The organism is Curtobacterium sp. ER1/6, from assembly GCF_001742745.1.
Classification (GTDB): Bacteria; Actinomycetota; Actinomycetes; order Actinomycetales; family Microbacteriaceae; genus Curtobacterium; species Curtobacterium citri.
Map to the genome: position 1 here is coordinate 1 of NZ_MJAK01000005.1, position 16960 is coordinate 16960.

Consider the following 16960-nt stretch of genomic DNA (forward strand, 5'->3'; position numbering starts at 1 on the left):
CCCCCCCCGCCGAGCGGCTCGCCCAGGCCGTCGCCACCGGAGCGGCCGCGGCGGCCCTGCCCGGCAGCGACGTCCCGGCCCTCGACCACACCGACCCCGGCGGCGTGACCGTCCGGACCCTGCACACGACGCAGGTCCCGGCACCGATCGCCTGACCGGCCACCCACCCCTGCGCCACCCCACCACCCGTACTGCCCGCGCCACGGCGCCCTTGCAAAGGAGCAACCCCATGTCCGCAGACACGACGCAGCGCCTCATCAGCGCCGAGCTCGTCGGCCTCGACGAGGACCTCGGCGGGACGTCGTCCGACGTCATCCGCGTGCTCGCCGACCGCGTCGCCGCGACCGGCCGCGCAGCCGACGGCGCCACCCTGGCCGAGGACGCCATCAAGCGCGAGGCGAGCGTGGGCACCGGCGTGCCCGGCGGCATCGCGATCCCGCACGCCCGGTCGGCCTCGGTGTCGAGCCCGACGCTGGCGTTCTCGCGCCTCGCCCGGAAGGTGCCGTTCGGCGCCCCGGACGGCGACGCCGACGTCGTCTTCATGATCGCCGTGCCCGAGGGGGCCGACAAGGACCACCTCACGGTCCTGTCGACGCTCGCCCGGGCGCTCATCCGCGACGACTTCACCGCCGCGCTCCGTGCCGCGTCCACCCCGCAGGAGGTCGTCGACCTCGTCCAGCGCGAGGTGGGTGGCGAGGTCGCCGCAGCCGGCGTCGGGAACGCGAGCAGCGCCTCCCGTCCGACCACGACGCAGCCCGCGCAGGCAGCCGCGGCCGGCGGCGCGACCAGCGGCGCCACCGGCGCGCGCAAGGTCATCGTCGGCGTCACCGCGTGCCCGACCGGCATCGCCCACACCTACATGGCCGCCGACGCCCTCGTCGCCGCGGCCGAGCGCGCCGGTGCCGAGATGCACGTCGAGACGCAGGGCTCCTCGCAGGTCGAGCCCCTCGACCCGGCGATCATCGCCCGTGCCGACGCCGTCGTCTTCGCGGTCGACGTGGACGTCCGCGACCGCGGGCGCTTCGCCGGCAAGCCGCTCGTCTCCGGACCGGTCAAGCGCGGCGTCGACGAGCCCGACGCGATGATCGCCGAGGCGATCCGCGCGGCCGACGACCCGAACGCCGCACGCGTGCAGGGCGGTGCCGCGACGGCTTCCGAGTCGAACAAGGCCGACGAGCACTTCGGCCAGGCGCTCAAGCGCTGGCTCCTCACCGGCGTGAGCTACATGATCCCGTTCGTCGCGGGCGGCGGGCTGCTCATCGCGCTCGGCTTCCTGCTCTCCGGCTACGCGATCGCGCTGCCGCACGGCGACTCCGGGCAGAACAACGCCGTCTACACGCTGACGAACTACACGTTGCTCAACCTGCCGCCGGAGGGCCTCGGCTACTACCTCGGCGCAGCAGCATTCCAGATCGGCGGGGTGTCCCTCGGGTTCCTCGTCGCCGCCCTCGCCGGGTACATCGCCTACGCGATCGCCGACCGACCGGGCATCGCGCCGGGCTTCGTCGCCGGATCGATCGCCGTCTTCATGAACGCCGGCTTCCTCGGCGGGCTCGTCGGCGGTCTCATCGCCGGTGCCGCCGCCTACTGGATCGGCCGCATCCCCACCTGGCGCTGGCTCCGTGGCCTCATGCCGGTCGTGATCATCCCGCTGTTCGCGTCGATCATCGCCTCGGGCCTCATGCTCCTCGTGCTCGGCGGCCCGATCGCCTGGCTGATGACCCAGCTGACCGGGTTCCTCAACTCGCTCTCCGGTGCCTCGGCGATCCTGCTCGGCATCATCCTCGGCCTGATGATGGCGTTCGACCTCGGCGGCCCGGTCAACAAGGTCGCCTACGCGTTCGCCGTCGCCGGCCTCGGTGCGGGCACCGCCACGAACGTGGTGCCGTTCGAGATCATGGCGGCCGTGATGGCCGCGGGCATGGTCCCGCCGCTGGCCCTGGCGCTCGCCTCGACCGTGCTGTACCGCAACGGCTTCACGAAGCCGGAGCGCGAGAACGGCAAGGCCGCCTGGCTGCTCGGCGCGTCCTTCATCTCCGAGGGGGCGATCCCGTTCGCGGCGGCCGACCCGCTGCGCGTCATCCCCGCCTCGATGATCGGTGCCGCGGTCACGGGTGCGATCTCGATGGGTGCCGGCGTCACGTCGCGCGCTCCGCACGGTGGCATCTTCGTGTTCTTCGCGATCGGGGACATCGCGATGTTCATCGTCGCGATCCTGGCCGGCACGGTCGTCTCCGCGCTCGTCCTGGTCGGGCTGAAGAAGTGGGTGCGTCGGACGCCCGCCGCCGAGGCGGCGTCGGCCGAGCAGGCCGCCGTGGCCGGCGAGACGGTCGGTCAGCGCGCGCCGGCCGCCGTGTAGCGGTCGTCACCACCTGACGGACGGGAGGCCCGTGGCGGATCCGCCACGGGCCTCCCGTCCGTCGTGTGCGCGCGCAGCGCCCGTGCCTGGTCGTCGAGGGTGCAGGACACGCCGCGTGCGCGACGTCGAGCGTGCGGGTTCCGTCGCTCGGGAGCGCCGACGGTGACGGAACGTGCACGCTCGCGGTCGGGCACGCTCGAGCGCACGCACCGCGGTCTGTCAGGACACTCAGGGACACTGGCGGCATGACGACCGCCCTGACGCTGCCGCCGACCCTGCCCGCCACGATCACGGCGGCGGGGTCCCGGACGGAGGGGACGGAGGACCTCGGCGGCCTGTCCGGCCTCGTGCTCCAGCTCATCGACGCCCTGGGGGAGTGGGGCGTCGCGCTCATGCTCTTCGTCGAGACCGTGTTCCCGCCGATCCCGTCCGAGGTGATCCTGCCGCTCGCGGGCTTCCTCGCCGGTGCCGGGCGGATGAACCTCGTGCTCGTGCTGCTGCTCGCCACGCTCGGGTCGTACCTCGGGGCGCTCGTGCTCTACTGGCTCGGGGCGGCGATCGGCTTCGAGCGGACCGTACGGTGGCTCGGCCGGCTGCCGCTCGTCGACGAGGACGACTTCCGGAAGGCCGCGGACTGGTTCCACCGGCACGGGAAGAGCGCGGTGTTCTTCGGCCGGTTCGTGCCGATCGTCCGGAGCCTCATCTCGCTGCCGGCTGGCGCGGACCGGATGCACCTGGCGACGTTCTCGCTCTTCACGATCATCGCGAGCGGCATCTGGAACAGCGCGCTCATCCTGCTGGGAGCGGCGTTCGGCACGCAGTACGACAAGGTCGAGCAGTACACGGAGTGGATCGACCGGGTGCTCTACGTCGCGATCGCCGTGGTCGTCGTGACGTTCGTCGTCCGCCGGGTCCGCCGCGCACGAGCCGACCGAGCGCAGCGGCAGAGCGAGGCACCGGCCGAGGCCGCTCGCGGGCGCCGACGTGCGACACCCGCGAACGACTGACGGTCACTTCTTCGTGAGGGCCGACTCCTTGTGGGCGGCCTTGTTGCCGGACTTCTCCGACTCGACGATCCAGTACGGGTCGTCGTCGGTGGGCTTGAAGTGCTGCCCGTCGAACGTGAAGTCCTTCGTCTTCTTCTCGACGACGGTCCCGGTCGTCTTGCCCTGCGAGGTGTTCCAGTGCACCTCGTCGCCCTTCGACAGCGCCATGATGTCCTCCTTGCGTAGTCCTCGAGATCGCGGAGTCCGGACGCTACCCGCACGCATCCGCGGATCCACGGCGATCTGTCCCCCATCACGATGTCGTAACGCCCCTGCGGGATCGAGGTGGGACGCGTACCGTTGCCCGTGAGTCACCACGCAGGCGCCTGCCGCGGTCCCGATGGCTCCGGACGGAACGATGTACCCCATGACCCTGGTCGACGGCGCACGAGCGGACACGGTCCTCGCGGCCCGGTACCGCCTCGTCAAGCTCATCGGAACCGGTGGGATGGGGTCCGTGTACGAGGCCCGGGACGAACACACCTACCGCGCCGTCGCCGTGAAGCTCTTCGCGACGCCGGACTCGATGACGACGGCCGACCGCGTCCGCCAGGAGCGCGAGATCCGGCTGCTGAGCATGCTCTCGCACCCCGGCCTGGTGCCGCTCTACGACGCGGGCACCCACGAGTTCGAGGACGGCCCGCACCGCTTCATCGTGATGGAGCTCATCGCCGACACCACGCTGCTGCGTCGTCTCGCCGGCGGGGCCCTGCACAACTACGAGGTGGCCGACCTCGGCGCCCAGCTGGCCGACGCCCTGGCCTACGTGCACTCCCGCGGCATCGTGCACCGGGACGTCAAGCCGGCGAACATCCTCATCAACGACGAGGGTGCCTCCGGGTTCGCCCGGTCGGTCAAGCTGACGGACTTCGGCGTCGCCCACTTCGTCGACGGCTCGCGCCTGACCAACGACGGCACGATCATCGGCACCGCCGCCTACCTGAGCCCCGAGCAGGTCGCCGGCGAACCGATCGGCTTCGCCACCGACGTGTACTCGCTCGGCCTCGTGCTGCTCGAGTCGCTGACCGGCAAGCAGGAGTACTCCGGCACCCTGATCGAGGCGGCGCTCGCGCGGCTCCGCAACGACCCGCGCGTCCCCGAGGAGGTCGGTCCGGACTGGAAGGACCTGCTCGCCAAGATGACGCACCGCGACCCGGCCAAGCGGCCGACGGCGGTGGCGGTCGCGAGCGCGCTCCGCGGCGGGTCGACGCAGGTCACCGGTCCGGTGCCGCTCGGTCCCGAGCGCATCAAGCACAAGCGGGACACGAAGATGCACCGCGCCGCGCACCGGCACGCCAAGCGCGGCACGTTCAGCGCGGTCCGCCGCTGGCGTCGCCGGAACGTCCTGGTGGGGTCCTTCGCGACCTTCGGCGTGCTCGCCGCCTGCGCCGCCGCGTACGTCGCGGGCACCCTGCACTGACGTCGGTCCCGCCGTGCGCGGACCGGGTCCGAGCGGCCGCCGGTCCTGGCAGGATGGACGCATGAGCGATCAGCGCTGGATCAAGATCTGCGGCCTGTCGACGCCCGAGACCGTGGACGCCGCCGTGGACGCCGGCGCGGACGCGGTCGGCTTCGTCTTCGCCGCCGGCAGCCCCCGCACCGTGACCGCGGACCTCGCGAAGGAGCTCGTCGAGCGCATCCCCGAGGGGATCGACGCCGTCGGGGTGTTCCGGGACCAGCCGATCGACGAGGTGGTCGGCATCGCGTCCGAGGTCGGGCTCACCACGCTCCAGCTGCACGGCCGAGAGTCCGCGAGCGACTTCGCCCGCGCGCGGGACGCCGGGTTCTTCACCATCCGTGCCGTCTCGACCGACGACTACCTCCGCGAGACCCCGGAGCAGCGGGCGACCTTCGACCACGACCTGCTCCTGCTCGACGCCGCCGTGCCGGGGAGCGGACAGCTCGTCGACCCGGCGACGATCGCGGGCAGGATCGACGAGGCCTGGATCCTCGCGGGCGGGCTGACGCCCGCCAACGTCGTCGCCGCGGTGCAGGCGCTCGACCCCGACGGGGTCGACGTGTCGAGCGGGGTGGAGTCCGAGCGCGGGGTCAAGGACGTCGCACGCATCCGGTCGTTCGTCGAGGCGGTCCGCAGCATCCCCTGACGCACCACACGACGGACGGGAGGCGCGTGGCGAGCCCGCCACGCGCCTCCCGTCCGTCAGGTGCGCGTCAGCGCAGGGTGGGGATGAGCTCCGTCAGGAACGCGTCGGTGTCCTCCCAGCCCTCCACCGCGTGGCAGGGCACGCCGAGGGCCTTCACCGGGTAGTCGTTGCCCTCGGGGTCGAGGCGGTCGCCGACGAAGAGCATGTCGTCGAGGTCGATGCCCGTGAGCTCGGCGAGGCGGCGCATGCCGTACGCCTTGTCGATGCCCTTGCGGGTGATGTCGACGCTGGTCGAGCCGCCCGAGCGCACCTCGAGGTCGGGGAGCTCGGCCTGCACGAGCCGGCGGAGGTGGTCCTTCTTGTCGCCGGTCGGGTCCCAGCGCTTCTTGACGTCGACGGGGGCGGACTGCCCGAGCGCGGAGAAGGTCACCTGCGAGCCGCGGTCCTCGAGGATCGGGCCCCAGGTCTCGGACTCCCAGTAGCCGGCGGCCTTCGCCTGCGTCTCGACAGCGGCGAGCGCGCGGGACTTCTCGTCGTCGGTGAGGTCCTCGGCGTACTGCAGCGCCCAGTCCGACCCGGACCAGCGGTAGTACGCGGTACCGCAGGTCGGCAGCAGGTGCAGGTCGTCGAGGGGGAGTCCGTCGCGGTCGCGCAGCGGGTGGACGAGCTGCTGCTCGAACTGCTGGAAGTTGCCGCCCGAGATCACCGCGACCGGCACGGTGGCGAGCAGGGCGGCGAAGGTCTCGAGCATGCGCGGGTCGAGCGGGGACTTCGACGGCGCGAGCGTGTCGTCGAGGTCGAAGGCGACGAGGCGGGGCGTGGTCATGGGTCGATCCTGCCAGACGCCCGTGCAGAGGCGGCCGGGCCCCGTCGGGACCCGGCCGTCGTGCTGCTGCGGGAGACTCCTCGCTGCGGGGGACTACTCCTTGACGAGCACGACCTCGTCGAGGGGGAGGCGGGTGCGCGGGGCGACCTCGCGCTCGGCGGCCTTCTCGTCGAGCTGCGACGGGTCCGCCACGGTGCCGATCGCGGTCACGGTGTAGGGCACGAACCGCTCGGGCAGGCCGAACGCGGCGCGGAGGCCCTGGGCGTCGATGCCGGCCATCTGGTGCACGTGGAGGCCCTCGGCGTGCGCCTGCACGGTGAGCGCCGTCAGTGACTGACCGAGGTCGTACTGCGCGAAGGGGCGCTCGTCGCCGTCCTCGGTCGCGGTCTCGAGGATCCCGACGACCAGCGCGCTGGCGCGGAAGGCCCACGCGGCGTTGAAGCCGAGCAGGTGTTCGTTGATCTTGGCGAAGGTCTCGGTGCCACGGCGGCCGGCGATGAATCGGCGCGGCTGGTGGTTCATGGCGGACGCGGCCCAGCGTGCGGCCTCGAGGACGGCGTCGAACTGCGTGTCCGAGATCGTCGCGGACTCGTCGTAGGAACGCGGGCTCCAGCGCTCCTCGAGCAGCGGCACGAGCGGCTGGCTGGAATCGGTCGAACGGCTGAGCGTGGCAGGCATCGAGGTCATGGTGCGTGCAACGGTATTCGATGCGAACGCATTTCGGGGCTGAGTGCGTTCACATGGAACGGCCTCGGGTCCGCGGTCGGGGTGCGAGGATGGACCCGATGGGTGGCGTGTTGACCGGGTTCGCGATCATCGGCGCGATCATCGCCGCCGGGTACGTCGTCGGGCGCACCGGCCTGCTCGGCCCGCACGCGCAGTTCGTGATGAGCCGCCTGGCGTTCTTCGTCCTCATGCCGTGCCTGCTGTTCCACACCATCGCGACGGCGCACATCGAGACGCTGCTGTCACCGATGCTCTGGGTCTCGCTCGTCAGCGCCGTGACCGTGGCGGTCGTCGCGGTGCTGGTCTTCCGCCTGGTGCTGCGCCGGTCCCTGGCCACGACGACGGTCGGCGCCCTGGCGTCCGGCTACGTGAACGCGAACAACATCGGTCTGCCGGTCGCCGTCTACGTGCTCGGCCAGGCGACGGCCGTCGTGCCGGTGATCCTGCTGCAGCTCGTCGTGCTGGCACCGCTCGCGCTCACCGTGCTCGATGCGGCGACGGCGAACGGTGGTGGGTGGCGGGCGCGTGTGGTCGGACCGTTCCGCAACCCGATCATCATCGCCTCACTCGTGGGGCTCGTCTGCTCGGCGCTCCGCCTCGAGATCCCGACCCCGGTGCTCGAGCCGTTCGCGCTCGTCGGCGCAGCGGCGGTGCCCCTCGTGCTGCTGTCCTTCGGCATGAGCCTGCACGGCGCCGCACCGCTGCGGGACCGTTCGACCCGGCCGGACGTGCTCGTCGCCTCGGGGCTCAAGCTGATCCTGATGCCCGCGGTGGCGTACGTGTTCGCCCGGTTCGTCTTCGGGCTCGACGACGAGGACGTCCTCGTGCTCACGACGCTCGGGGCGCTGCCGGCGGCGCAGAACGTCTTCAACTACGCGCAGCGGTACCGGGCGGCGGTGCCGGTGGCGCGGGACGTGGTCCTGATCACGACCGTGGGGTCGGTGCCCGTGCTGGTGCTCGTCGCGGCGCTGTTGCACCCGTAGCGGCGCGTGGCCCAGGGTCTGGCGGGCGGGCGGGGCTCCGCGAGCGGGCCAGATCTGCGACGCTCGGCACCCCCACGCGACGGATCGAGCCCGCTCGGCGATCGACGCACGGCATGTCGTGCCCGCTCGTGGCGGCCGGGCGATCGGCGGCCGTGTGACGGGCCGCCGGGTCAGAAGATCATCGGGCGGTCGTCGTCGAGCGAGGTCTCGAGGTCGAGGTCGACCGACACCGGCACGTGGTCGCTCGGCGCGTCGCCCTTCCGCTCGTCGCGGTGGATCGTCGCCGCCACGGTGACGTCGGCGAAGGCCTGGGACCCGAGGACGAAGTCGATCCGCATGCCCTCGTTGCGGGGGAAGCGGAGCTGCTTGTAGTCCCAGTACGTGTAGCCCTCGGGGACGATCGGACGGACCACGTCCTGCAACCCGCGGGCCTCGAACTCGCGGAAGGCCGCACGCTCCGGCTCGCTGACGTGCGTCGAGCCCTCGAACGCCCGGACGTCCCACACGTCGCGGTCGAGGGGCGCCACGTTCCAGTCGCCCATGAGTGCGAGCGGCGTCTCCGGCTCCGCGTCGAGCCACTCCGTCGTGCGGTCGGCCAGCTCGGCCAGCCAGTCGAGCTTGTACGTGTAGTGCGGGTCACCGAGCTCGCGGCCGTTCGGCACGTAGAGGCTCCACAGCCGGACGCCGTCGACGGTGACGCCCATCGCGCGGGCCTCGACCGGCAGGTCCGGGCCCTCGTGGCCCTTGAGGAAGCCCGGCTGGCCGGGGAAGTCGCGGGTGACGTCCTCCATCGGCAGCCGGCTGGCGAACGCGACGCCGTTCCACTGGTTCAGCCCGTGGGCCTCGACCTGGTACCCGGCGGCCTCGAAGGCGTCGACCGGGAACTGCTCCGGCTTGCACTTGATCTCCTGCATGCCGAGGACGTCGACGTCCTCGCGCACCAGCCAGTCGACGATCCGGCCCACTCGGGTGCGGACGGAGTTCACGTTCCAGGTCGCCACGCGCATGGGATCGAACCTACCGGTGGCGGCTGGCACGGGGGTCGGCGCGGCGGCCCGTGGCGTCGTGCGACACCGCACGTGTCGATCGACGCGCGGGATGTCGCGATCGCGGAGCGACCCCGAGCCGCCGCCGCCCCGCCCGGACCGCGCGGACCGTGCGGACCGTGCGGACCGTCGGGCTAGAAGCGGACGCCGCGCGCCGCCATGAACGGCGCCGGGTCGGTGGTCGCACCGTTGATGTGCACCTCGTAGTGCAGGTGGCAGCCGGTCGAGTTGCCGGTCGAGCCGACCAGCGCGATCAGCTGCCCCGCCGACACGCGCTGCCCGGGCGTCACGCGGAAGCCGCCGCTGACGATGTGCCCGTACGCCGTCGCGACACCGCCGCCGTGGTTGATCCGCACGTAGTTGCCGTAGCCGCCGTACCAGCCCGCGTACTCGACCGTGCCGGCCGACGCGGCGACGATCGCGGTGGAGCAGCCGCTGGTGAGGTCGAGGCCGTCGTGCATGGTCCCGACGCCGGTGATGGGGTGGATACGGTAGCCGTACGGGCTGATGACGTAGCCGCCGCCGGGACGGACCCAGCCGGTGCCCGAACCGGACCCGACGCCGCCGCCGCCGCCCGTGCCACCGACCGGGGCGCTCGTGCCGCCGCCACCGCCACCGCCGGAGTTGGCCGCGGCCGCCACCTGGCGCTGCCGCTCGAGCTCACGCTGGCGGGCCGCCTCGGCCTCGCGCCGCTGCTTCTCCTCCGCCGCCTTGCGCTCGGCCTCGCCCTTGGCGAACTCGGCCTCGGTCCGGACCCGACCCGAGGTCAGCGTCGCGAGCTGGGCGTCGAGCCGCGCCTTGTTGGCCTGCTGCTCGGCGTAGGCGTCCTGCGCCTGGTCGGCAGCGGCCTGGGATGCCTGCATCTTCTCCTCGGCCTCGGCGGCGAGCTCCTTGAGCGCCTCGCTCGCCCGGTCCGCCTGTGCCGTCAGGGAGCGGGCCACCGCCGCGTCGGCCGTCGCCGCCGTCTCCACGCGCTCGGCCTGCTCGGAGAGCTTGCTGAGGGCGCCGAGGTCGTACAGCAGGTCACGGGCGTCCTCGCCCTCGGCCAGCACGGACGCGGTGACGTCCGCGCCGCCGTGCCGTGCCATCTGCGCGGCGAACTGCCCCGCCTGGGCGGCACTGCGCTCGGCGACCTCGGCGTGCTCGTCGGCGTCGGAGCGGAGGCGCTGCTCCTTCGCGGCGGCGTCCTGTGCCTCGCTCTGGGCGGCGAAGAACTCGTCGCCGAGGCGCTTCGCCTCGGCCTCGGCCGCTGCGACCTCGTCCTCGAGCCCGGAGATGATGCCCCGGATCTCGGTGATCTGCTCCTGCTTCGCCGACTCCTGACCGCGAGCGGCCATGACGTCGTCCCACGAGGGGTACTTCGCGGCGCTCGCGCTCGGAGCGTCGACGAGCACCGTCGCGAGCAGACCGGTCAGGGCGAGCCCGGTGGCGAGCAGACGGAGACGGACGATCGGACGCGGGGCGCTGTGGCTTGTGGGACGAGTCACGGGCACGAGCCTATACATCCGTACAGGCGATCCGACACGCCGCCGCGCCGACTGTGGAGAACTCCCGTCCCACTCAGAAGCCGCGCTCGCGCCGGATCCGGTCGGCGCTGCCCACCACGTCGCGCTGCAGGACGGCGGCGCCTGCGGTCCCGGCGTAGTCGTAGACATCGAAGCCCGTGCAGTGGGTGATCGACGCGGGGGCACCGAGCGAGTCCTCCACCGCGGTGGTCCAGAGGTCGTTCGCGCCGATCACGACGAAGGTCGGCGTCGCGTCCCGGTAGGCACCGAGGTCGACGAGCCACGGGTACGTCTCGAAGGTGTCCCGCACCTGCAGCAGGTCGACGTCGCTCTCGGCGTAGGCCGCCAGGGGGCGGACGGTCCAGAACTGCCCGACCCCGGTGACGTGCCGTCCGTCGGCCCAGCGGTCCAGGCACGCGGCGGGCGCGTACCGGGCGTTCGCGACGGCCGCGACGGTGCCCGGGGCGACCGCGACCCCGGCGACCAGGACGACGGCCGCCGCGACGGCAACGACGAGCCGCACGCCCCGTCGGGGTCGGTGCACCCGGGTCCGGCGCACGGCCGAGCGGACGAGCTCGGCGACCGCGACGAGCGCGAGCAGCGGCGCGGTCACGATCGGCTCGAGGTAGCGCGGCGTCTGCGACCCGGCGACGACCACGCCGACCGACACCGCCACGATCGTCACGAGCGGCAGCAGGGTCGCCACGAGGACCGTCCGCGCGGTCCGGACCCGCCAGGCCCAGACCGTCCCGCCGACCGCGAGCACCAGGCCCGCGAAGAGCAGCAGCAGTTCGGCGTCGCCCCGGGCCGACCCCGCCCGGTCGTCGGTGAGCGCCGCGAAGAACGCCAGCGTCCGTCCCGCCTGGTCCGGGTGCACGTACGTCGACGGGTCCAGCGAGACGAACGGGGCGAGCGGGATCCGGAGCAGGTAGCCGACGACGGCGCCGGCGACGAGCACGCCGGAGGTCCACGCCGCCGGCCGCCACGGCACCCGACCGGCGAGGGAGAGCAGCGCGAGGGTCACGACGACCGGGGCCGCCGACCACGGGACGTACAGCGGGTTCGACGCCGTCGTGCAGGCCGCGACGAGTCCGAGGACGACGAGGACGGTCACCGTCGCGCGACCGGTCCGCACCGTGCGGAGCACGAGCACGGCCGTGCCGAGCATCGCGAGCAGGGCACCGTAGTAGTAGGTCGTGGTGAGCAGCAGCGACCCGAGCTCGAGCGAGGTCGCGGTCGCGGTGTACTCGGTGAGCACCAGCGCCGTCACGAACCCGAGCGCGAGCGCGGACACCGCGATCCGGGCGGACCGACGGGCGGCCGGCATGAGCTCGTTCGCGGCGGCGCGGACCAGGGCGTAGACGGCGAGCAGCACGAGGACGCCGTTGAGCGCCAGGGCCTGCTGGGGCGTCCCCGTCACCAGGGAGCAGAGCAGGTAGACCGGCAGTTCCGGGAAGAAGAACAGTGCCGGGGACATCGCCCACTCGAACGGCTGCCCGAGCCGGATCGAGCGTTCGACGAGCGGCAGCAGGACCGAGTCGCCGTCGTACCAGAGCAGGGCGACCCGGTCGGTGGCCATGACGTGTCCGAGGGCGATGACGGACAGGGCCAGCGCGACGGCGGCGCCCAGTGCCTCCCGTCCGACCGCGGGCCACGCACGGTGCGCGGGCCGGCCGTCGGACGGGACCACGGCGGTGTCGCGGCCGGTCGGTCCGGGCACGACTGGTGGCATGCCCGGAGCGTACCGAGCGTGCCGGAGCGCCGCCTGCGGGTGGGGTTGCGGCGCCCTCCTCGGGTGCGATCCGAGGCCGACCGACTACCCTTGTGCGCTGTGACCGACACGCGCGACCAGCTGATCCAGCACATCTCCGACGATGCGGTGTTCCACGGCGACTTCACGCTGACCAGTGGCAAGCAGGCGTCGTACTACATCGACCTCCGCAAGGTGAGCCTCGACCACCGCGTCGCACCGCTCATCGGCCAGGTCATGACGGACCTGCTCCAGCAGGTCCCCGACGTCGACGCCGTCGGCGGGCTGACCATGGGCGCGGACCCGATCGCGAGCGCCGTGCTGCACCAGGCCGCCGCGCGGGGGCTGTCCTACGACGCCTTCGTCGTGCGCAAGGAGCCGAAGGACCACGGTCGCGGTCGGCAGGTCGAGGGCCCCGACGTCCGCGGCAAGCGCGTCGTCGTGCTCGAGGACACCTCCACCACCGGCGGCTCGCCGCTCAAGGCCGCCGAGGCGCTCGAGCGCGAGGGTGCGGTCATCGCGGCCGTCGCCGTCGTCGTGGACCGCGACACGGGCGCGAAGGAGCGCATCGAGGCGGCCGGCTACCCCTACTTCGCAGCGATCGGACTGGCCGACCTGGGGCTGAGCGCGTGACCGGGGAGCGTCCGGAGGACGCGCGCGGGCCCGAGGACGGCGCCGGACCGGCAGACGGGTCCGACGACGGCCGGGAGGCTCGTGGCACGTCCGCCCCGGACGCTCCGTTCCGCGGACTGCGCAGCGCAGCCGACATCTTCGGTGCGCCGCGCGGTGCCGACGAGTGGCCCTCGCGCCGCGAGCGGCGCGAGGCCGAGCGGGCCGCCCGCGAGACGGGCGCACCGCTGCCGGAGCCGTTCGAGCCGGTGACCGACGAGGCGTCCGCTGCTCCTGCCGATGGGGACGGCACCGGGGCTGGGGCTGGGGCTGCGCCTGCCGCCCCGCGTGCGTCCGACCCCGAGGACGCCGGTGCCACCCAGGCGATCCCGATGGGCGACGAGCTCCGCGAGGCCTCGCTCAACCCGCAGGCCGCGGCCGAGCACGAGCGCGAGACCCTCGGCGAGCGCATCCCGCCCGCCGCCCCCGTGCCGCCGTCGACCACGGCGTCGCACCCGTCGTCGATCTCCCTGCCGACCGCGATGCACAGCCGCGACCAGCGCGCCGCGGAGAACCGCGCGGTCGACGAGGAACGCCGCCGCCTCGACCCGTTCGGGCAGGGACGTACGGACGTCGACTGGCTCGGCCGGGCGACCGGGCCGGGGCCGGCGGCGCCGACCCCCACCCCGACCGGACCGGTGGCGCAGCCGATCGGTGTCGGGAGCGTGCTGCCGACGGCGCCCGTCGCGCCGACGAACGAGCCGCCGAGCTTCACCGAGCTGCTGCGGCTGCAGGGCGAGGACGACCCCGCCGCGACGGGCGGGACGGATCGGCCGTTCGACTGGGCGGTCCGGGACGACGAGGCCGGCGAGGTCCCCACGGCGCTCACCACCGATCGCTTCGACACGACGGCCCTCGGGGCTGCGGCCGGCGGGGCTGCGGCCGCCGGGGTCGGGTCGTGGTCGCTGTCCGCGGAGGCGGATCCGGAGGACGACGTCGTTCCCGGGGAGACCGCCGACGCTGCTGACACTGCTGTCGCTGCGGCCCGGTCGCCCGAGTCCCCGTCGCCCGCGGAGTCCGACCCGGTGACCCCCGCGCCGGTTGCGGCAGCGGCGACCCCGTGGTGGGCCGAGCCCGCCACGGCCGCCGTGCCGCCGACCGCCGCACAGCCCTCCGTCGAGCCCACCGCCGCTGCCACCGCCGCCGCGGACACCGCTGCCGCGGGCGCCACCGCCGAGGGACCGGCCGCCGGGCGACCGGCTGCCGATCGACTGCCGGCCGCGGCGCCGGAGGACCTCGACCAGTCCGAGTGGGACGGGCGCGAGACGAGCGACACGAGCGCGATCAAGGACCTGTTCGGCACCGAGGCCGTCGGGCAGCTCGGCGAGACCGGCTACGACCCGCACGACTCCGGGACGCGCATGATGCCCGCCGTCGGTGCCGACCAGCACCGTGACCCGGCCGTCGCCCGCGCGGCGGGCCCGGGCGGCGCGTCCACCGGCTCGACCCCCGGCCCGGACCGCGACAACTTCATCAACGAGGGCTTCGGCCGTCTGCGGAACGAGGGCAGGCGCGGCAAGCAGCTGCTCGTCGTCGCGGCGGTCGTGCTCATCGTCGTCCTGCTCGTCGCCGTCTTCGGCCTGACGAAGTGGATCCTCGGCAGCTCGATCAGCGAGGAGCGCGCTGCCGCACCCACCGCGACCGCGACCTCGGCCGCGTCCGCCCCCGCCGAGTCGACGACCCCGTCACCGACGCAGGAGGCCGCGGCCCCGTCGGCGCCGCCGCAGACGCTGCAGTTCGCGACGACCCCGGCGACGCCCGGCGAGCACGCGTGGACCGAGCTGGCCGGCGGGGAGTGCCTGTCGCCCTTCACGGACGCCTGGGCGCAGACCTTCACGGTCGTCGACTGCTCGGCCGCGCACGCCGCGCAGCTGACGGCCCGGGTGCAGCTGGAGGCGGGGCAGTGGCCCGGCCAGGAGGCGCTCGCCGCCCAGGCCTCCCAGCTGTGCCAGAGCTCGCAGGCGATCGACACCGCCGCCGCTGCCGGGTTCGGCGACGTGCAGGTGCAGGGCTCGTACGCGCCCGACCAGAGCACGTGGGACCGCGGCGACACCTTCATCTCGTGCTTCGCCACCCGCTCGTCGGGGCAGCCCCTGACCGGTTCCCTCGCCCCCACCGGCACCTGACCGAGGTCCCTCCTCCTTCCGCAACACGCAACGTCGGCGGTTTCTCGCAGCGACATTCCGCTGCGAGCAACCGCCGACGTTGCGTTTCGCGAGCCCCGCGCGAGCCCCGCGCGAGGCCCGGGAGGGTCAGGACGCGGCGGGCACCGCGGCCGAGGCCTCGTCGAGCGTCCGGAGCTCCTCGGCGCTGAGCTCGAGGTCGGCCGACGCCAGGAGGGCCGGGAGCTGCTCGGTGTTCCGGGCGCTGGCGATCGGCGCCACGACGTCCGGCTGCGCCTGCAGCCACGCGAGGGCGACCGAGGCGATCTCGGCCTCGTGCTCCTCGGCGATGCGGGAGAGGGCGTCGACGACCGCGAGGCCCTCGTCCGAGAAGTACCCCGACACCTGCCCCTCGCGGTCCTTGCCGGCGAAGTCCTCCTTCGTGCGGTACTTGCCGGTGAGGAACCCGGCGGCCAGGGCGAAGTACGGCACGACCCCGAGCCCCTCGGAGGCGGCGAGCGGGGCGATGTCCGACTCGTACGGCTCGCGGGTGACGAGGTTGTAGTGCGGCTGGATCGCGACGGGCAGCGCCAGGCCGTCCTCCTTCGCGATGCGGATCCACTCCTCGGCCCGGGCGCGCGAGTAGTTCGAGATCGCCGTGTAGCGGACGAGGCCCTCCTGCACGAGCTGGTCGAACGCGCGCACGGTCTCCTCGAGCGGGGTGTCCTGGTCGTCGAAGTGCGCGTAGTACAGGTCGATCCGGTCGGTGCCGAGGCGCTCCAGGCTCGCGCGGGCCGCCGCGGCGACGTTCGCGGCGGACAGGCCGCTGTACTGCGGGTGCTGCGAGACCTTCGTCGCGACCACGACGTCGTCGCGCTTGCCCGACGCCCGGAGCCACGAGCCGATGACGCGCTCGGACTCGCCGCCCTCGTTGCCGGGGGCCCAGGCGGAGTACACGTCGGCGGTGTCGACGAAGTCGCCGCCGGCACCGGCGTACGCGTCGAGGACCCGGTGCGAGGTCTGCTCGTCGGCGGTCCAGCCGAAGACGTTGCCGCCGAGGGCGAGGGGGAACACGTGCAGGTCGCTGGTTCCGATGCGGGGCATGGCGATTCCTTTCACTGCGGTACGGATCCCGTCCACGCTATGCCTGCGGGTGCCGTGCAGGCTGAGGGGTTTCGATGGACGGATGACCGCCCTCGCCGACGCCCTCACCGACCCCCGCTCGTCTGCCCGACTCCGTGCCGTTATGGCCGCCGGCACCGAGGCGGACCCGTCCGACCTCGACGTGCTCGTCGAACGGTGCGCGGTCGAGCCGGACCTGCAGGTGCGCGAGGCACTGACCTGGTCCCTCGTCCGCCTGCCCGACGAGGTCGTCGTCCCGCGCCTGGTCGGCGAGCTCGGGCGACCGGAGGCGCAGGCGCGGTCGCAGGCCCTCCACACGCTGTCGAAGATCCGCGACGGGTCCGTGTACCCGGAGGTCGCGGAACGGCTCGGTGACGACGACCCGGGTGTGCGCCGGATCGCCTGGCGTGCCGCGGTGCTGCTCGCGCCCGACGAGGAGCGCCCCGCGCTCGCCAGACGGCTGGCCCGCGAGCTCGGGCAGGGCGACCGCGAGACCCGGCTGGCGCTGAGCCGCGCACTCGTCAGCCTCGGCGAGGACGTGGTCGCCCCGGTCCTGGCCGACGCGTCGGACCGTCGCGGCGAGGCCGTCCGCGAGCACGTCGCCGAGACCGAGCGGCTCCTCGTCGACCCGGACGCCGGATCGGCGCTCGCGCTGGAACGCGCACGACGCGAGATGGCGCTGGGACGCGGGAAGCGCGCCTCCGGGTGACCACCCGACGGA

General features: G+C 73.5%; 15 protein-coding genes. 8 read left to right on the forward strand and 7 right to left on the reverse strand.

Annotated elements, in window-relative coordinates; translation table 11 throughout:
• Positions 1-229 precede the first annotated feature (229 nt).
• Positions 230-2359 carry a fructose-specific PTS transporter subunit EIIC gene (locus Cus16_RS09160; protein WP_069712363.1) on the forward strand — a complete coding sequence of 710 codons (2130 nt, stop codon included), beginning with the start codon at positions 230-232 and terminating at the stop codon, positions 2357-2359.
• Between the two features lie 245 nt (positions 2360-2604).
• Positions 2605-3366, forward strand: coding sequence for a DedA family protein (locus Cus16_RS09170; protein WP_069712365.1), 762 nt, complete (start codon positions 2605-2607; stop codon positions 3364-3366).
• Positions 3367-3369: 3 nt separating this feature from the next.
• On the opposite strand, the gene Cus16_RS09175 is transcribed toward Cus16_RS09170, so the two are convergent.
• Entirely contained in the window at positions 3370-3573 is a 204-nt protein-coding gene (locus Cus16_RS09175) for a DUF2945 domain-containing protein (protein WP_069712366.1), read from the reverse strand.
• 199 nt (positions 3574-3772) lie between these two features.
• Here Cus16_RS09175 and Cus16_RS09180 point away from each other — a divergent pair, with 199 nt between their 5' ends.
• The gene (locus Cus16_RS09180; protein WP_069712367.1) at positions 3773-4825 is read left to right on the forward strand and encodes a serine/threonine-protein kinase; all 1053 of its coding nucleotides are present in this window, start codon (positions 3773-3775) and stop codon (positions 4823-4825) included.
• A 61-nt stretch (positions 4826-4886) separates the two neighbouring features.
• Positions 4887-5510 carry a phosphoribosylanthranilate isomerase gene (locus Cus16_RS09185; protein ID WP_069712368.1) on the forward strand — a complete coding sequence of 208 codons (624 nt, stop codon included), beginning with the start codon at positions 4887-4889 and terminating at the stop codon, positions 5508-5510.
• Positions 5511-5577: 67 nt separating this feature from the next.
• Here the strand turns inward: Cus16_RS09185 and Cus16_RS09190 are convergent, their stop codons facing one another.
• Positions 5578-6336, reverse strand: coding sequence for an HAD-IIB family hydrolase (locus Cus16_RS09190; protein WP_069712369.1), 759 nt, complete (start codon positions 6334-6336; stop codon positions 5578-5580).
• 93 nt (positions 6337-6429) lie between these two features.
• Complete coding sequence (locus Cus16_RS09195; RefSeq protein WP_069712370.1) at positions 6430-7023, reverse strand: nitroreductase family protein; 594 nt, start codon at positions 7021-7023, stop codon at positions 6430-6432.
• 98 nt (positions 7024-7121) lie between these two features.
• Here Cus16_RS09195 and Cus16_RS09200 point away from each other — a divergent pair, with 98 nt between their 5' ends.
• Positions 7122-8045, forward strand: coding sequence for an AEC family transporter (locus Cus16_RS09200; protein WP_069712371.1), 924 nt, complete (start codon positions 7122-7124; stop codon positions 8043-8045).
• A gap of 170 nt (positions 8046-8215) precedes the next feature.
• Here Cus16_RS09200 and Cus16_RS09205 read toward each other — a convergent pair whose 3' ends face one another.
• The 3 genes from Cus16_RS09205 to Cus16_RS09215 all read right to left on the reverse strand — a co-directional run bounded on the left by Cus16_RS09205 (position 8216) and on the right by Cus16_RS09215 (position 12328).
• The gene (locus tag Cus16_RS09205) at positions 8216-9052 is read right to left on the reverse strand and encodes an exodeoxyribonuclease III (protein ID WP_069712372.1); all 837 of its coding nucleotides are present in this window, start codon (positions 9050-9052) and stop codon (positions 8216-8218) included.
• Between the two features lie 173 nt (positions 9053-9225).
• The gene (locus tag Cus16_RS09210; RefSeq protein ID WP_141718898.1) at positions 9226-10578 is read right to left on the reverse strand and encodes a peptidoglycan DD-metalloendopeptidase family protein; all 1353 of its coding nucleotides are present in this window, start codon (positions 10576-10578) and stop codon (positions 9226-9228) included.
• Positions 10579-10651: 73 nt separating this feature from the next.
• Positions 10652-12328, reverse strand: a complete 1677-nt coding sequence (locus Cus16_RS09215; protein ID WP_141718899.1) for a hypothetical protein — start codon at positions 12326-12328, stop codon at positions 10652-10654.
• A gap of 99 nt (positions 12329-12427) precedes the next feature.
• Here Cus16_RS09215 and pyrE point away from each other — a divergent pair, with 99 nt between their 5' ends.
• Positions 12428-12979 (forward strand): orotate phosphoribosyltransferase, encoded by a 552-nt coding sequence (gene pyrE / locus Cus16_RS09220; RefSeq protein WP_069712374.1) that lies wholly within the window; start codon positions 12428-12430, stop codon positions 12977-12979.
• Complete coding sequence (locus tag Cus16_RS09225) at positions 12976-15141, forward strand: septum formation family protein (RefSeq protein ID WP_069712375.1); 2166 nt, start codon at positions 12976-12978, stop codon at positions 15139-15141. Before pyrE ends, Cus16_RS09225 begins: the two co-directional genes overlap by 4 nt.
• Before the next feature lie 126 nt (positions 15142-15267).
• On the opposite strand, the gene Cus16_RS09230 is transcribed toward Cus16_RS09225, so the two are convergent.
• Entirely contained in the window at positions 15268-16221 is a 954-nt protein-coding gene (locus Cus16_RS09230) for an aldo/keto reductase (protein WP_069712376.1), read from the reverse strand.
• 82 nt (positions 16222-16303) lie between these two features.
• Here Cus16_RS09230 and Cus16_RS09235 point away from each other — a divergent pair, with 82 nt between their 5' ends.
• On the forward strand, positions 16304-16948 hold the full coding sequence (locus Cus16_RS09235; RefSeq protein ID WP_069712377.1) for a HEAT repeat domain-containing protein: 645 nt from the start codon (positions 16304-16306) through the stop codon (positions 16946-16948).
• Positions 16949-16960 lie beyond the last annotated feature (12 nt).

Excerpts from the sequence above, each read along its gene's own strand:
- Cus16_RS09200 (WP_069712371.1), top strand. The coding sequence starts at position 7,122 with ATGGGTGGCGTGTTGACCGGGTTCGCGATCATCGGCGCGATCATCGCC.
- Cus16_RS09160 (WP_069712363.1), top strand. The coding sequence starts at position 230 with ATGTCCGCAGACACGACGCAGCGCCTCATCAGCGCCGAGCTCGTCGGC.
- Cus16_RS09235 (WP_069712377.1), top strand. The coding sequence starts at position 16,304 with ATGACCGCCCTCGCCGACGCCCTCACCGACCCCCGCTCGTCTGCCCGA.
- Cus16_RS09215 (WP_141718899.1), bottom strand. The coding sequence starts at position 12,328 with ATGCCACCAGTCGTGCCCGGACCGACCGGCCGCGACACCGCCGTGGTC.
- Cus16_RS09180 (WP_069712367.1), top strand. The coding sequence starts at position 3,773 with ATGACCCTGGTCGACGGCGCACGAGCGGACACGGTCCTCGCGGCCCGG.
- Cus16_RS09170 (WP_069712365.1), top strand. The coding sequence starts at position 2,605 with ATGACGACCGCCCTGACGCTGCCGCCGACCCTGCCCGCCACGATCACG.
- Cus16_RS09175 (WP_069712366.1), bottom strand. The coding sequence starts at position 3,573 with ATGGCGCTGTCGAAGGGCGACGAGGTGCACTGGAACACCTCGCAGGGC.
- Cus16_RS09185 (WP_069712368.1), top strand. The coding sequence starts at position 4,887 with ATGAGCGATCAGCGCTGGATCAAGATCTGCGGCCTGTCGACGCCCGAG.
- Cus16_RS09195 (WP_069712370.1), bottom strand. The coding sequence starts at position 7,023 with ATGACCTCGATGCCTGCCACGCTCAGCCGTTCGACCGATTCCAGCCAG.
- Cus16_RS09190 (WP_069712369.1), bottom strand. The coding sequence starts at position 6,336 with ATGACCACGCCCCGCCTCGTCGCCTTCGACCTCGACGACACGCTCGCG.
- Cus16_RS09205 (WP_069712372.1), bottom strand. The coding sequence starts at position 9,052 with ATGCGCGTGGCGACCTGGAACGTGAACTCCGTCCGCACCCGAGTGGGC.
- Cus16_RS09230 (WP_069712376.1), bottom strand. The coding sequence starts at position 16,221 with ATGCCCCGCATCGGAACCAGCGACCTGCACGTGTTCCCCCTCGCCCTC.